12 protein-coding genes are annotated in these 15,816 nt (G+C 45.7%); 8 read left to right on the forward strand and 4 right to left on the reverse strand.

What is annotated here, in order from left to right; all coding sequences use genetic code 11:
* Positions 1–132 precede the first annotated feature (132 nt).
* From DU481_RS09075 to msrB, 3 genes are read right to left on the reverse strand one after another with little or no spacing between them, the layout of a single operon-like run.
* Complete coding sequence (locus tag DU481_RS09075) at positions 133–528, reverse strand: lysophosphatidic acid receptor (protein WP_350133934.1); 396 nt, start codon at positions 526–528, stop codon at positions 133–135.
* 2 nt (positions 529–530) lie between these two features.
* Entirely contained in the window at positions 531–1,967 is a 1,437-nt protein-coding gene (nhaC, locus tag DU481_RS09080; protein WP_350133936.1) for a Na+/H+ antiporter NhaC, read from the reverse strand.
* A gap of 7 nt (positions 1,968–1,974) precedes the next feature.
* Positions 1,975–2,442, reverse strand: coding sequence for a peptide-methionine (R)-S-oxide reductase MsrB (gene msrB / locus DU481_RS09085; RefSeq protein ID WP_350133938.1), 468 nt, complete (start codon positions 2,440–2,442; stop codon positions 1,975–1,977).
* Positions 2,443–2,483: 41 nt separating this feature from the next.
* On the opposite strand from msrB, the gene DU481_RS09090 reads away from it, so the two are divergent.
* Positions 2,484–3,635 carry a class I SAM-dependent RNA methyltransferase gene (locus DU481_RS09090; RefSeq protein ID WP_350133940.1) on the forward strand — a complete coding sequence of 384 codons (1,152 nt, stop codon included), beginning with the start codon at positions 2,484–2,486 and terminating at the stop codon, positions 3,633–3,635.
* Between the two features lie 106 nt (positions 3,636–3,741).
* On the opposite strand, the gene DU481_RS09095 is transcribed toward DU481_RS09090, so the two are convergent.
* The gene (locus tag DU481_RS09095) at positions 3,742–3,987 is read right to left on the reverse strand and encodes a hypothetical protein (protein ID WP_350133942.1); all 246 of its coding nucleotides are present in this window, start codon (positions 3,985–3,987) and stop codon (positions 3,742–3,744) included.
* Between the two features lie 625 nt (positions 3,988–4,612).
* Here DU481_RS09095 and DU481_RS09100 point away from each other — a divergent pair.
* The 7 genes from DU481_RS09100 (at position 4,613) to DU481_RS09130 (ending at position 15,676) form a co-directional block, all read left to right on the forward strand.
* On the forward strand, positions 4,613–6,085 hold the full coding sequence (locus DU481_RS09100) for a complex I subunit 4 family protein (protein ID WP_350133944.1): 1,473 nt from the start codon (positions 4,613–4,615) through the stop codon (positions 6,083–6,085).
* A 10-nt stretch (positions 6,086–6,095) separates the two neighbouring features.
* Entirely contained in the window at positions 6,096–9,368 is a 3,273-nt protein-coding gene (locus DU481_RS09105) for a DUF2309 domain-containing protein (RefSeq protein ID WP_121164843.1), read from the forward strand.
* A gap of 1 nt (position 9,369) precedes the next feature.
* Entirely contained in the window at positions 9,370–10,938 is a 1,569-nt protein-coding gene (locus DU481_RS09110) for an NADH-quinone oxidoreductase subunit 5 family protein (RefSeq protein WP_350133946.1), read from the forward strand.
* 7 nt (positions 10,939–10,945) lie between these two features.
* Positions 10,946–12,541 carry a complex I subunit 4 family protein gene (locus DU481_RS09115; RefSeq protein WP_090449257.1) on the forward strand — a complete coding sequence of 532 codons (1,596 nt, stop codon included), beginning with the start codon at positions 10,946–10,948 and terminating at the stop codon, positions 12,539–12,541.
* Position 12,542: 1 nt separating this feature from the next.
* Entirely contained in the window at positions 12,543–14,048 is a 1,506-nt protein-coding gene (locus DU481_RS09120; RefSeq protein WP_121164847.1) for a complex I subunit 4 family protein, read from the forward strand.
* Between the two features lie 45 nt (positions 14,049–14,093).
* Positions 14,094–15,146, forward strand: coding sequence for a carboxysome shell carbonic anhydrase domain-containg protein (locus tag DU481_RS09125; RefSeq protein ID WP_176776362.1), 1,053 nt, complete (start codon positions 14,094–14,096; stop codon positions 15,144–15,146).
* Between the two features lie 302 nt (positions 15,147–15,448).
* Positions 15,449–15,676, forward strand: coding sequence for a hypothetical protein (locus DU481_RS09130; RefSeq protein ID WP_350133949.1), 228 nt, complete (start codon positions 15,449–15,451; stop codon positions 15,674–15,676).
* Positions 15,677–15,816 lie beyond the last annotated feature (140 nt).

The raw sequence follows: 15,816 nt of genomic DNA on the forward strand, positions 1-15,816 counted from the left end.
AGTCCGTTAATCCTTATTTAATAATAAGTTACTAGTATATTATGCCTAAGATAACCAGGAATTCTGTCCCGGGAATGTCATTACCCTAACCCATTTAGGCAGAAAAAAGCGACTTGCTTGCAGAAGAAAAAATCAATATGAAACAACATCTTTTGATGAATTTACCGAAGATTCCTGAGACAACTTCCCCCAATAGCAACCGGCACAGATTCCGATCAACCAACCGGTCACGATCAGTATTGTCATTAAGTGCGAACCGTTTGTATCACGAAACTGCATGATCAATAGTCCAAGCGGCGCGGCGCCAATGCCGATAAAAGCACACAACCCTATCCCCCCCCTGCTCCAGCGCAATATGCCGTAGGATAAAAGCAAAAATGGCAGAATCATGATTAACTGAGTATGCCAAGGGATACCGCTCCACAGTAAGCCAAAGCCAAGAAACGACAATAAAAATCCGCCTAATAGAGCGGCCAAAATAATGCGTATGGTTTTCCAATGACTGCGTTGATTCGATATTTCTTTCATCTCTATTCCTTATGCGGTCGCGATGTATTTTTCTCGTGCAACAAGCCAATTCCAACGATGGCCATTGCAATGGAAACAAAAGGATTCAATAAATTCAGCAACGCATAGGGCGCATAATCCAATGTTGGAACGCCCAGTGTCGCCACATAAAAAGTACCCGCTGTTGTCCACGGAATGAGTCCGGTAGTCAAGGTAGCGCCTTCTTCAACTGAGCGGGACAGCACTGCCCTATCGACCTTCCTCTCAAGATATGCGCTCTTGAACAGCTGGCAATTGAGAATAATCGAGATATAAGCTTCACCCATCGCAATGTTGCCGATCAATCCGGACAGGATGGTAGTCGCGATCAATGTGCTGACGCGCCGAATGCGTGCGATGATATGCGTGAGCAGCACTTGCAGAAACCCGGCATGATGCATCACGCCGCCGAGCGCCAGCGCCATGATGGACAGTAATAGCGTCCACGCCATGCTATACAATCCACCGCGCCCGAGTAAATCGTCGATGTTCTCAATTCCGGTAGTACCCGGCGAATTTACCCACAATGCATTCAACACATCAACGCCATCCCTGCCTTGATAAGCAATGGCAATCACCATGGCCAGTATGATACTGCACGACATGCTCACTTCGGCGGCATAGCGCTTGATACTCAAGCCAAACATCAGCAGCAGCGGCAGCAATGTCACCCAGCCATTTAATTGATAAGCACCTGCCAAAGCGGTACGGATTTCATCAATATGCGCGCGCGGCAAGGCATTATCACTGTAGTGCTCTCCGATGATAATGAAGATCACCAGAACAATCAGTAACGTCGGTGCCGTTGTGTATAGCATGGAGCCAATATGCCGGTACAAGCTCGTTCCGGCGCTCATGGCCGCCAGATTGGTGGTGTCCGAGATGGGCGATAATTTATCGCCGAAAGTAGCACCGGAAATGATCATGCCGGCCACGAGCGGCAGCGGAATGCTCATCGCTTCACCGATACCGATCAACACCACCCCAATGGTTCCAACCGTACCCCAGGAAGTGCCGGTAGCAACCGACATGAAACAGCATAAAATCAACCCTGCCGCCAGAAATGTACCCGGACTCAACAAATCCAATCCGTAATAAAGCAGGCTCACGATGGTGCCGCTCTGCATGAAACTGGCAATGACCATACCGATCAATAGAAAAATATAGATCGCTGGCAGCGCTTTGATGATGCCATCATCCATCATGCGCCGGATATCGAGAAAGGAATGATTCAGCCAGCGCGCTTGCAGACATACCCAGATCAGCGCCAGAAAAATAACGGCATGAATGCTGATCGCAAATACGAACATACCGAGCGAAATCAACAGAAACACACCGGCAAAGCAAACAAGCGCTTGTAACAGGGTTGGCAGACGTTGTGTAGTCAATAATTCTTCAATGGGTGACTTGGTTTCTGTCATTACGAGCCTATTTTCTTTCTTCATCCGCAAACAATGCGATCAACTCGCCGTAGCCTTTTGCTTGCAAATCCTCTTTTCTGATGAACTTCAATGCGGCAGAGTTGATGCAATAACGCAAGCCCGTTGGTGGCGGACCGTCATTGAAAACGTGCCCCAGATGACTATCCGCATAACGGCTACGGGCTTCCGTGCACGGCATCCACAGCGCGTAATCGCTCTTAAGCCGGATATACTGCTCATTTATCGGCCGGTAAAAACTAGGCCAGCCGGTGCCCGAATCAAATTTATGAATTGACGCAAACAACGGTTCACCCGATACAATATCAACATAAATCCCGGCAGCTTTGTGATCCCAATATTCGTTCTGGAATGGCGGTTCGGTGCCGGCATTTTGCGTCACTTGATACTGCAACGGTGACAAATCGGCTTTCAATAATTCAGGATCTTTAGCAAAATTTTCATAGTGATTCGCCATAACGGATTTTCCTTTTCAATAAATATAACTGACTCTTCATCATGAAATTCACAGGAACGGTAACGCATTTATCGCAAAAGGGCTTGGGTGTTGTCAAAAACACCGAGAATAACATTTCTTATTTTGTTTATGGCACTTGGCCAGGAGATAGCGGCGAGTTTGAAACCATCGACAAGCCGCTGAATAATAAAAAATTTGCCTATGCCAAATTGATCCAGCTCATGCATCCTTCTGCACAAAGACAAATACCCCCATGCCCTTTTGTCAGTTTGGAAGAAAATGCCTGTACCGGTTGCTCCTGGATGATCGCTGATTATACAAGCCAGCTCGAGCAAAAACGAAATCGCTTCCTCTATGCCATGCAGCGGGCCGGTTTTGATCCGGCTCAGTTGAACGTCAACGCTATTCAACCAGCGCCGCAAATTTATGGCTACCGCAACCGCTGCCAAATCAAAACGGACGGAATAAAGCTCGGTTTCGTATCCGAAAACTCGCAGCAAATTGCACCGGTGAATGATTGTTTGGTACTCAATGAACGCTGCCGGAGTCTGCTGCAAACGGCAATTCAGCAGTTACCCAATAAAACTTGGCAGGAAAACTCCGGAGACAATTGGCTGTTTATTGAGCTGGATGACGACATGCAACCGGACGAAATCCGTACAAACCGGAAACGCCTGTTCAAACAGGGTAACACGCAGCAAAATCAATGGATGCAACAGTGGTTGCGGAATACACTCGCTCGCAACCCCCAGATAGGAAAAGCGGTGGAATTATTTTGCGGTTCGGGGAATTTCACACAAATCATTGCGGAATCAAACTGCACCGCACTGCTCGCTTACGAATCCGATCCGGATGCCATTCAAGTATTGAAAAACAAAGCTCTGTCCAAAGTGACTCCACAAGTTGCGGATCTTTTCAGTCCGTCAATTTGGAGGAACATACAAAAAACGGTATGCGATGCAGCAACTTTGGTTTTAGACCCACCACGCGCCGGGCTAAAAAAGCATCAGGGCTTTTTTTCCTGCTTCGCAGCGTTAAAAACGATTATCTATATCTCCTGTAACCCGGAAACTTTCGCGCGCGATGCCTGGTTCTTTCAACAAAACAACTGGCAAATAAACGAGATTCAACTGATTGACTTGTTTCCGCACACTCCGCATATTGAAATACTGGCGGAATTTCGAAAGATTTGAGACCCTTATGGGCTTATAGATTGAAAGTAAATCGAAGAAGAATAAAAAAGGAGTCAATACTTACGGCGGATTGTTAACACTGACTCCTTGTAAAGATAATAAGGGATTAAGCTGTAACTTTTACTGAAGAAAAACGCGCTTTATTTTTTGACACAAAATACAACATTGCAACAGCAAGATAGCTCAGAAACAGAATTGATCCACTCATCACTTCCAATCCCACCCAACCTACAACAGAGTGTATTTGTGGAAATGCCGGGAGAGCGCCAAATAAAATAACGCTGACCAAGGGAATAATACCGAACACTACAAAGCAGATTTTTATTGCTGTCACAAAAATAAATTGGCTCATTTTCATAAAGCCTCCTATAGAAGAGTTTGCAAATTTACCTATTCAGACGCATTCCGATTAATTCAGAATCTCAAAAACGGCAAACTTCACATAAATTTTACAACATTCTCACAAAATATTCACAATCTTTTCAATCAAAATTGGATATCTAAAACCAATTAAATTTTATACACAGTAACTTATCCGGTTTCAGCGAAATTCATGATCGGATACTGATTTCACATCCTTTCATTTTTTGTTGTAGGCGAAAAAAATTTCTGCACTTCCACTTCCGAATCACTACAAAAAACTCAGAATTTTGCTTAATCAAAAACCGCTAGAACACCACGAATTCGATTCCCAGCAATCAGACAACCGGTTTCAGAAAGTTTTTTCACACCTCTCTACCTTCACCTTTTATTCACACCCATTTCACTTTTTATTCACATTTATTGTGTTAGCTTACCTTTACGGTATCAGGGATTTAATGATTTCTGATAGTGCAGCTTTTCTGACATCAAAGCAGTTTTGGTTCGGTTCATTCATCAGATTTAGGTTCACTTAAAAATTTAAAACTAATATATTGAATTATATATAAATATTTTTAATAAAAACATAATCTTACAACAAAAGGATAAATCGCTCGATGGGAATACTCAGTACATTACTTCTAACACCAGTATTAGGTATTCTGATACTTGCGTTAATTCCGAGTAAGAACACAAACCAAATCCGTTTCACCGCTAATCTAACTGCACTTCTGGCGTTTCTCTTGAGTTTCTGGTTGGTTCTTAATTACGATCAATCGGATGGTCAGATACAGTTCTATGAGTATTTTGTTTTTAATCCTAAGCTTAATACTGCACTTGCATTAGGCGTCGATGGATTATCACTGCCCATGGTGGTACTGGCCGCATTGCTCACTGTGATTGCACTACTCGCTTCTTTCAACATTGCGCGTAATATCAAAAGCTACTATGTCAGTATCTTGCTGCTGGAACTTGGTATGTTGGGTGTCTTCCTTTCGCAAGATTGGTCATTATTCTATATTTTCTGGGAGTTGACCTTAGCGCCGCTGTTTCTGCTGATTGACCGCTGGGGAGGCACACACCGTCATATCGCCAGTTTAAATTTTGTGCTCTATACAATGGGCGGCTCAATTTTCATGCTGATCAGTTTATTGGCGATCAGTCAATATATGCCGCCGCATGGTGGCACTTTGATGTCTGCGATGACCGTCGCGGCACAGAGCATGCCGAGGGATGAACAAATTTGGGTTTTAATCGGTTTTCTCATCGGCTTCGGCGTTAAGATGCCTATTTTTCCATTACACGGCTGGTTACCGTTAGCGCACGTACAGGCACCAAGCCCGGTCAGTATCCTGCTATCCGGGATTCTTCTCAAGATGGGCGCTTACGGCATGATAAGAGTGATTGTCATGCTGCCGGAAGCCACGCAAATGCTGCAAACGCTCTTAATAACCCTGGCACTGATCGGAATGATTTATGGCGGTGTTCTGGCGTGGCGGCAAACGGATATGAAAGCGATGGTGGCTTATTCTTCGGTCAGTCATATGGGGATCATCCTGCTCGATATTGCCACTATGAATAAAACGGGCCTGATTGGCGCTGTTTTACAGATGACCGCACATGGTCTGGTAGCGGGAGCAATGTTCTTGCTGGTCGGTTTGCTGTACGAGCGCACCCATACCCGCAATATTCTAGATTACAGCTCTTTGGTAAGAGTTATGCCGCGCTTCGCTTTGTTCATGACGATCACATTATTTGCTGCCATGGGGTTGCCGGGTACTGTCGGCTTTATTGCCGAGCTGCACGCAATTGTCGGTGGCTTCCAGCAATGGGGCAACCTCATGATCCTGCTTGGAGTCAGCATCATGATCGGATCAGCCTATGCCATGCGCACCATCGGTATGTTGTTCACTGGTCCAGTAAAACCTCAGATGCGTAATATCGAGGATTTAAAGCTATACGAACTCATTGCGGCTGGCTTCTTGGTTGTATTAATCGTTATGTTCGGTTTGTGGCCAGCGCCTTTGATTGACCTTTCCATGGCAACCATGAACCAAATGAATGGCACCATCATTCAAAGTATTCAATAGGATAACTGATATGACTTCTGAATCTCACGATTTGCGTCACCACATTCTTGAAACAATTGATCACTTGGATCATATTCTCCCAGGGCAACGCCCGCTGCACAAATTTGTGCATCACAACACGATTCATGGCTTTCAACACCTCCCGTTTGAAGAAGGCTTGGCAGAGTATGAAAAATTAACCGGTGTTTATGGTTATCTGCCGGATGCGAAGAACCGCGAACTTTATCAGCAAGGGCGGATTACCGATACGGATCTTTCGGCTGCATTCGAACATACCAAAAACTTGCAATCCGAACAGGTTGTATTTCATGCCAACGATCTGACAATCCGGCGTAAGGATATTTATCAAGTTGCGTTATTGCACGAGCTGCCCACCCTGTCGATCAGTCAATTGAACTGGCAGATTGAAGAGATGAATGTGTTGCATACCATTCAACCGGATGTCTCTAAAGAAGCCCGTGCGCGAATGCTCAGCTGTATTTCGGATCCCAGTGTCGTCGTTAAACATCTCTGGGAAAGTATTTTGAGCAAACTCGGCATTGAACTCACCGATTTGCATCCGGAGAACATGTTGGATCTCTCGGAGGAGCAGGCAAAAGAGTGGCTGGAAAAAATCAAAATAACACTGGCCAACGGGGAAGGCATTCCAGTGCATCAAAAAATGAGAATGGATGCCGAAGCCGAGCTGAATGCCATGTTGGCGCAAATCGGCAGCAAAATTACATTACGCGATTTTGTTCTGGCTTTAAGCGGTATCGATATTCTTTATTCCATTAGGCCGCAGATTATACGAATCTGCGCATCGGTGCTGGATGAAGGCGTTGCGGCATGGCAATTGCCCGGCCGCAGCAAACTGGGGCTCTATGCGGCTTGGCGTTCGACAGCGCATTTCGACGTGAATCCTTTTCTACACGATTTACCTGACTGGCAAAACATTGTCGACGAAACACCGGAAGATCCGGTCGATTGCATTATTCTGCAATTAACCAACATGGAGATTCCACAAGATAAATGGGAAGGTTATATCCAGCAACTGGCGCTTGAGTTGCCGGGTTGGTCAGGAATGATCAACTGGCGCCAGCATAATCCCGACTACCATACGGAAAATGACGCAACGCTGCATATGGCCGATTATCTAGCTATCCGCCTGACACTGAACAGATTGTGGCTCAATCAGGCTTGTAAAGATACCTGGAAAATAGAAGCTAAGCTCGGAACGATCGAATATTATTTTCGCAGAAACTTGTCCGAGTTTATGGTTCGGAAGCAACTCTACGGCGGAGATTTACCAGAATATCTGGCCACTATCGCCAAAGACCTGATTATGCGCACCGGCTCTGAACGCGAAAGACGAGAGGAATGGCAGTCTTTGGCGGATCTGACATGGACCTGGCAATTCAGTCCCTTAGTAAAAAAAGATTTCGAGCATGCTGCTTTTAATAGCGGCTGGCGGCTTTTCCGCTTGTGCCAGCATCTGGGACTGACCGCTGCGGATATTCAAAGCATGCAAAAAAACGATTTGTTACAGTTGCTCAATGTACTCGACGAATTTACCGCACCGGAACGAAGCAAAATTTGGCTATACGCTTACGAATATCACTATCGCGAAGATTTCTTTCAAGTTTTGCGCGCCAATATCAACCGGGGACGCTGGGCCAAACGCGCACAGCGGCCGCAAGCGCAGATCGTTACCTGCATGGATGACCGCGAAGAAAGTCTGCGCCGTCAACTGGAAGAAATCAATCCTGCCATCGAGACGATCGGCGCGGCAGGATTTTTTGGTGTACCCATGAATTATAAAGGGATTGACGACATTGAAACTAATATGCAATGCCCTGTGGTCGTGCAGCCGGCCAATGATGTCAATGAAGTGCCGCGAAAAGGCGCGGAGCCGTTATTGCAAGAACATTCCAAAGGGTATCGTTTCTATAGAAAGCTGGCTTATTTGATGAATCAATCGCTGCGGCGCAGCCTTATTTTCTCGCATGCGATCATTGATGCGTTAGCGCCGGTCGTATTTGCCGGTTTACTGGGCAGGATATTTTTGCCTAAGTATTTTGTAGCGCTAAATACTTCAATACGGCAAAATATTGAAAAGAAAGTCCCTACCGAGCTAATGTTCAAGGCTCCCGCTTCAGATACTCCCGCAACTCCGGATCAACCACGGCTGGGTTTTACCGATACCGAACAAGCCGACCGGTTAGCGGTTTTCATGCGCACAACCGGTTTATCGTACGGCTTCGCTCCGATTGTTTGCTTGGCCGGGCACGGCTCGACCAATCTCAATAATCCGCATGAATTCGGTTACAACTGCGGCGCCTGCAGCGGCAAACGCGGCGGACCGAATGCACGCCTTTTTGCCGCCATGGCGAATCGTCCGGAAGTCAGAAAATTACTGGCGGAGCGAGGTGTTCACGTTCCCGACGATACCTGGTTTGTCGGCGCTGAACACGACACCTGCAGCGATGAATACTATTGGTATGATCTTGAGGATATTCCGCAAAGCGCACTGCCTGCTTTCGAAGCATTCAGAAATGATTTGATCAAAGCAAGTAAAGCTTCCGCACACGAGCGTTGTCGGCGATTCGTCTCTGCTAATAATCCACGCACGCTTGAAGCCGGGAAAGAACATGTAACTCTACGCGCAAACGATTTTTCTCAAGCATTCCCGGAATTCAACCATGCCACGATTGCTGCGGCCATCGTTGGCCGGCGCTCCGTTTCGCAAGGAACGTTTCTGGACCGGCGCGTTTTTCTCATTTCCTACGATCCTACACAGGACGCCGATGGCAAGCTGCTGGAAAACCTATTGCTAGCAGTCGGCCCGGTGGGTGCGGGTATCAATCTGGAATATTACTTTTCCACGGTCAATAACGATTATTTCGGTTCCGGCTCCAAGGTCACACACAACATTACCGGCATGTTCGGTGTACTCGAAGGAACCAGCAGCGATCTGCGAACCGGTTTAACCAAACAAATGATCGAAATTCATGAACCGCTTCGATTGCAAGTTCTGGTTGAAGCAAAAACCGAAATCCTGGGACAGATCTATGAACGTCAAGCCAGTATCCGGGAACTTGTGGGCGGCGGCTGGATTTTGCTGAGTGCGATTGATCCCGACACAGCTGAAATTTCCGTGTTTGAACGCGGCGTTGGATTCGCCCCTTGGCAAGCGGAAAAGAAACAGGTGCCTGAATATGAATCGTCGATTTCTTATTATCAGAACATCAATGTGCCTTTGCCGCCTGTTCTAATCAAGCAACCTCATGTGACAGGAGCTTAATATGGATTATTTGGTTTTTTTGATACCGTTATTGCCATTCCTCGCTGCTGCATTCATCGGTTTTGGTATCTTGTTCAATCGCATCAGCGGTAAGCAAGACGAGCTCATCACGGCAAAAGCGGCGAAAAGCGCCATTACCTTGTCGTGCTTGATCGCGATCGGTTTACTCGGCGCTGATTTATCCGGAATCAACCCGAACCATGTCACCCTGGGAAAATGGTTGAACAGCGGAAGTCTTGCCGTTGAATTCAATTTCATCACTTCGGGTTTCAGCGTTATTGCAGCCGCACTATTCTCGATTATTCTGCTCATCATCGCACGCTTCTCAACGAATTATATTCACGCGGAACCCGGCTTCCACCGGTTTTTCTTTGTTTTATGTTTATTCTCTTCGGGCATGCTGCTACTGATACTATCGGGTAACGCAATTGGCACATTTATCGGCTGGGAAATTGCAGGATTATGCTCCTATTTATTGATATCTTTTGCTTATGACCGGCCGACTGCAGTCATTAATGCCACCCGAGTTTTCGTCACTAACCGGATTGGAGATGCCGGTTTTATTTTAGGCATAGCGCTTTCTTTTTACTATGCAGGAACCACCAATTGGATCACGCTGAATGATATCGCCACAAATCTATCCACCCCAACTGCCACAGTAATCAGCTTATGTTTTGTTGTCGCAGCTGTCGCCAAATCGGCACAACTGCCATTTACGCCATGGCTGGCAAGGGCAATGGAAGGACCCACACCATCAAGTGCTGTGTTCTATGGCGCCGTGATGATCCATGCCGGTATCTTTCTGGTCATTTTATTGCGGCCGATTATTGAGTGTGCGCCGCTTACGATGTCTGTATTGGTCGTCATTGGCTTTTTCACAGCAGTTTACAGCTATATAGTCGGATTGACGCAAACGGATACTAAAAGCTCGCTCTGCTTTGCCATATCGGGTCAGCTTGGTTTGATGTTTCTGGAATGTGGTCTAGGTTTCTGGGAATTGGCGAGCTGGCACTTGTGCGCGCATGCCATAGTGAGAAATTATCAGGTATTAACGGCACCTTCGTTATTGCGCTATGTCTACGGCAATCCGATGAAACCGGTAGCCGCCGCAATCGCCAATAAACGCTGGTTATATATCGCATCGTTGCAGCGCTTCTGGCTTGATCCCATTGCGGATAGAACATTGGTTAGACCTATTTACGGTTTGGGGCATGATTTGGACCGATTCGATAAAAACATCATTGATCGAGCCATGGGTGCGCCTGTTTCTTCAAACTATACGATTTCATCGCTGACGCAATTGGAGAAAAACATGGATAAAGATATCCGCGATGGTATACACATTGAATTTGTCAGTGGCAGTGGCATAGCCGGTAAATTCTTTGAATGGATAGCCAATATCATGAGCTGGTTTGAAGACCGCCTGGTTTTGCGTGGTATCGGTATGGATACCGTCGATATTGGCAGAAGACTTGGACAAATAGCGAATACTTTTGAACATCTTATTCTCAAGCCGCGCTATTTGGTCTTGTTCGTATTCATTGTCTTAATGATTGCTGCTTCAGTTTGAGGTTTCGATGGATATTACACATATTACTTATTGGTCGGAAACAGTTTCATTTCCAATTTTATCGATACTGACGCTCATACCCGTGGCAGCGATGATAGCGGTAATCTTAACATCCTCGCCCGTAGCCGCCTTGCGCCTCGGTTTTGCCGGAACGGTATCGACATTCCTACTGAGCGTATATTTATTATCTGCTTTTAATGCAGATCTCGCGGGTATACAACTCTATGAGCGTTATCAGAGCCTGGGTGTAACTTATACGGTCGGCGTCGATGGTACTAATATTTTATTCATACTGCTGACAACCACGCTAGCGTTGCTGACACTGATTTATACCCTCACGGCGCGGCATGTGTCAGACCGCACTCATATTGCTTCACTATTGGGTTATGAAGCGATTCTCATCGGCGCTTTTGCGGCACTGAATGCCATGCAGTTCTGGTTATGGTGTTTTCTTGAAATGATCCCTATTGTCTTAATGACATTACGATCGGGATCCAGCCAGAACCGGCGCTGGGTTGTCGCATTAGTGCTACAACACTTTAGCAGCGGATTATTGATGACGTTAGCCGGTTTCATGATGCTTGGATTCGGCATCATGTTAACCACCGACGTCTTATCGTTCGATTGGCTTGTTCTGAAGGAAAGCAACGTCACACATGAATATCCGACATTGATTTTTTTCTTGTTGTTATTTGGTTTTGCCATTCGCATGCCATTGTTTCCATTTCATGCATGGTTACCAGTCGTCGCTGAACATGGAACCATTGCGAGTGTCGGAATTTTTCTAGTCAGCCTGAAACTCGGTATTTATGCCATCGTACGCTATTTAATTCCCCTGCTGCCTGAAGTTGCAGAACACTGGGCATGGTTTGTCACGATGCTGGGTTTGATCGGAATTTTTTACGGCGCATTACTGGCGTTTATGCAAATCAATTTCCGCCGGTTAATCGCTTTTGCCATTATCAGCCAAACCGGCTTAATTACCGTCGGCTTATTTGACTTCAGCACACATGGCATGGAAGGAGGGATCGTTTTGGCGATATCATTCGGTATGGCGACAGCCGGCATATTGCTGAGCCTCGGTATGATATACAAGCGCACGCACACCGCATTCATTCCGCGCTTGGGCGGTATGTTTGATACCAACGCAGCGATTGCAGTGCTGTTTGTGATCTGTGCCCTGAGTACGATGGGAATGCCGGGCACTCCCGGTTTCGATGGCATCCACTTGCTAATTGATGGCACTATCCAAGGTCAAGGATGGCTCATCGCCATTGCAATTTTATTCGGTAACGTTTTGACGGTTGGATTACTGTTACGCGCTTTTCAGCAAATATTCATTGCGTCGCCAAAGCGCTTCCAAGGGCCCTTTGTTAACATACATCAAGCCAGTTCCCCGCCATCCCCCAGAAATGAGTGGATTATTGCCATTGCCATTTGCGGCTTGCTCCTTGCAACTGGAATCAATACTTCGCCGTGGTTGAATATCATTGATCAAAATATTCACTCTAGTTCTACCGGCAACAACTCTCATAACAATACAGATGCGCTTCACACCGATAAGCTGTTGGCAACGCACTCTATGATTACAAAGGACAATTAGAATGATTGAAGCTGACTTTCCACTGCTGAGCCTGACAATTATTGTTCCACTTTTAGGAGCCGTATTGGCCGGATCAATACGAAACACTGATTTCTCAAAACAAGTTGCTCTTTTTGTCGCCGTCCTATCGCTCCTTCTGACCATTTGTGTCCTCATTTTATTTGATGCCGGTAAGAACGAATTTCAGCTTGTTGAACGCCGCGCGTGGATTCCAATTTTGAATATTGAATATCTGATTGGCGTTGATGGCATTTCAGTTTTATTTCTCCCGATGACAGCATTGCTGACCATCATCACGATGCTGGCATCATGGAACACGATTTCCCATTCCGCACGCTTTCATTTTTCTTTGTTACTGGCGCTCGAAGGTGTCAGTATCGGCATATTCTGCGCTTTGGATACGGTGTTATTTTTCCTGTTCTGGGAGCTTACGTTACCGCCCTTCTTCTTCTTGATCGGCTTATGGGGGATAGGTTCGCAACGGCGCAGCGCAGCAATGAAATATACCTTGTTCATGTTATCCGGCGGCGTCACCTTGCTGTTGGCGATCATTGTATTGGCGACAAATCATGCTATACAATCCGGCGGGCAAATCCCTGCGGACTTATCCTTCAGCTTACCTATCCTACTTGAGACCGCTTTACCGCAGGATCTGCAGAAACTCGTTTTTCTCTTGTTGTTATTCGGTTTCGCCGTGAAATCGCCGCTTGTTCCGTTGCATACATGGTTACCGACAGTCGCGGCCGAAGGCCCAACACATGTTGTCGCTATTCTTGTGGGCTTGAAATTGGGTATTTATGGCATTTTACGGTTCGCGATGCCACTAGCACCCCTTGCTACCATGGAATATAGCTGGATTTTGAGCGTCATTGGCGCTTTTACTCTAATTTACGGCGCTTTGATCGCGCTGCAACAAACCAACTTGCGGCGTCTGCTCGCGTATGCCAGCGTCAGTCACGTCGGATTGGTTATGGTGGGTGTTGCATCACTGAACATACAAGGATTCCAAGGCGCAATTTTTCAGTTGTTGAACTTTACGCTGGTTGCCAGTTCCCTGATGCTGATTGCCGGTTTTATACAACATCGGCTTGGCAGTACCGAAGCCATTCACTTGGGTGGGCTTGCTAAAGTAATGCCGAAATTGACAGCCTTCTATTTTCTATTTGCCTTAGCCAGTATCGGAGTACCCGGCACCAGCGGTTTCCCGGCGGAATTACTGATGATCCTTGGCGCAATCAGCGCACATTCCGTTTTAGGTGTCGCCGCGTTATCGGGTGCGATATTAAGCGCTGCCTATATGCTTTCCTATACGCGCAGGACTTTCTTGGGGCCGATCATTCATGATGATGTGAAACAAGTGATTGATCTGCAATCGCGCGAAATGATTTTACTACTCATTCCGGCGCTGCTAATATTAGCTCTAGGTTTTTATCCAGATTACATTCTTAATATAAATCAAATTGCTTCGGAAGAATGGCTATCTCGATTAACCTTAACGACCCACTAGATATAAGCTCATAATTAATAAAATATGCTAAATTTTTTTAGGAGAATGATGAAAAATTCGAATACAGGAATCGATTATTTACTCGATTTAAATGCAAAACATTCGCAAGCTTTCATGGACTTGGCCACAGAGCGCCGCAGATACCGAGGGGAACATCCAACTGAGATAGCCGCATTAAAATGTATGGATGGCCGATTGCACTTACCGGTTATGACACAAACCGCCCTTGGGATCATTCAACCATTCCGCAATCTGGGTGGTATTTTTGATTTGGGCTGGCCATTCTTTCAGGCTGCTATCGATAATTGGGTTGAGTATTCCATCAGCCGCGGCAGACATTGTTTAGTCTTTGTGACTTATCACTTTGCACGTGGCGATACGCATCGCGGTTGTCGTGGCTTTCATTATGATACGGAAGCGGCAAAAGCTGCAGCTGTTAAGCTAAAAAATCAATTTCAATCAGTGTATGGTAAAAACGGCGCAGTAATGCCTATCGTATGCGGCATTGAAACTGACTTGGACGCTTTGATTCTTCATGGTGAAGACGGTCGCTCCATTGATTTAGCCAATGCAAAAGAATCGTCCCAGCTCGAGCTTGAAGAAATGCTCCGGTCGCTCTATCCCACGATGCCCGAACGAATTATCCGGGATTTGATGCCGTTGGTGCGAGGAAATATTAAACACGTTGCCGAGATCCGGGCAACAAACCGCCCCGTCGAAGAGGCTGAGCACAAGGAATGGGTCCTCGGTGTGGGACGCGGTTTTGATTGGTTACATGTGATTAATACAGCATTTATCGTCGGTCCTTTTGATCCGAATCTTTCCGTCGCGATTGAAACTGCAGCCAAGCTTCTCAAGAATAATATTGATGAAGGCCGGATTGATGCTGATGGTGTGGTGCTGTTGACTTCCGGGGTGTATCGCGATGAGGCCGGCCCAGAATATCTCTTAGCGAAAGAAAAAGCGATGTTTCTCAGCAAATTTGCGCTCAATATCATCAAGGAGAAAGTTCCGGATCTAGCACCTCATTTGCAAATACTGACAGCTTGTAATAACTTACATACCAGAAAACTCGAAGTGATTGAGAGGGTTGGGTAAGGGTGGTAAGCAATGAGTAATACTCGATGCAAGCTTCTCAATGTAACTCATAGATAAGCATGCTGGATTGTTTAAAAAACAAAAAATGATTACTCCTATAATAAATGGTCATTACAGATTAGTTTCATAAACTGATTTGTTTTGGCCATTTCTTTTATGTATTGCCGCAATTAGATTAATTTTGGATAGGAGGTAACTACTTATTTTATTGGCATCATAGCTTAGATTAAAAAAATCAATGTTATGTGCATATATCTCTTAGATTTACAATTTATCGCTGTTCCAACAAAAGGAGAAGTGCTATGGGTTTATCTGATTGGTTGACAAGTCTTTTCAGTTCTAAAAACGATGAAGAGAATAAAACAAACGAGAACAACATAGAAAGTGATGATAAAGATCAGGCTGGCAGCGATTCAATACTGCAAGATGTATCTGAAATCAAGCCGGAAAGCGTTGAGTCTGAGATTCAAGTCAGTAGCGAGGCGGATATATTGCATAATAGCGATGAACCTCAAGAAACAAGCCTCTAATAACTCTACACTATTTGATATAAAAATAGGGTCTTAGGAAGTTAAGCACTTACTAAAGTGTGCTAACTTTCTGAGATGAATGCCAAAAACAGATACTATTTTCGTTCTCGAATCAGAGAAGCAAAGTTCAGGCAACTTAT

Origin of the sequence: Nitrosomonas sp. (assembly GCF_040240425.1) — a bacterium.
Classification (GTDB): domain Bacteria; phylum Pseudomonadota; class Gammaproteobacteria; order Burkholderiales; family Nitrosomonadaceae; genus Nitrosomonas.

Excerpts from the sequence above, each read along its gene's own strand:
- DU481_RS09075 (WP_350133934.1), bottom strand. The coding sequence starts at position 528 with ATGAAAGAAATATCGAATCAACGCAGTCATTGGAAAACCATACGCATT.
- nhaC (WP_350133936.1), bottom strand. The coding sequence starts at position 1,967 with ATGACAGAAACCAAGTCACCCATTGAAGAATTATTGACTACACAACGT.
- msrB (WP_350133938.1), bottom strand. The coding sequence starts at position 2,442 with ATGGCGAATCACTATGAAAATTTTGCTAAAGATCCTGAATTATTGAAA.
- DU481_RS09090 (WP_350133940.1), top strand. The coding sequence starts at position 2,484 with ATGAAATTCACAGGAACGGTAACGCATTTATCGCAAAAGGGCTTGGGT.
- DU481_RS09095 (WP_350133942.1), bottom strand. The coding sequence starts at position 3,987 with ATGAGCCAATTTATTTTTGTGACAGCAATAAAAATCTGCTTTGTAGTG.
- DU481_RS09100 (WP_350133944.1), top strand. The coding sequence starts at position 4,613 with ATGGGAATACTCAGTACATTACTTCTAACACCAGTATTAGGTATTCTG.
- DU481_RS09105 (WP_121164843.1), top strand. The coding sequence starts at position 6,096 with ATGACTTCTGAATCTCACGATTTGCGTCACCACATTCTTGAAACAATT.
- DU481_RS09110 (WP_350133946.1), top strand. The coding sequence starts at position 9,370 with ATGGATTATTTGGTTTTTTTGATACCGTTATTGCCATTCCTCGCTGCT.
- DU481_RS09115 (WP_090449257.1), top strand. The coding sequence starts at position 10,946 with ATGGATATTACACATATTACTTATTGGTCGGAAACAGTTTCATTTCCA.
- DU481_RS09120 (WP_121164847.1), top strand. The coding sequence starts at position 12,543 with ATGATTGAAGCTGACTTTCCACTGCTGAGCCTGACAATTATTGTTCCA.
- DU481_RS09125 (WP_176776362.1), top strand. The coding sequence starts at position 14,094 with ATGATGAAAAATTCGAATACAGGAATCGATTATTTACTCGATTTAAAT.
- DU481_RS09130 (WP_350133949.1), top strand. The coding sequence starts at position 15,449 with ATGGGTTTATCTGATTGGTTGACAAGTCTTTTCAGTTCTAAAAACGAT.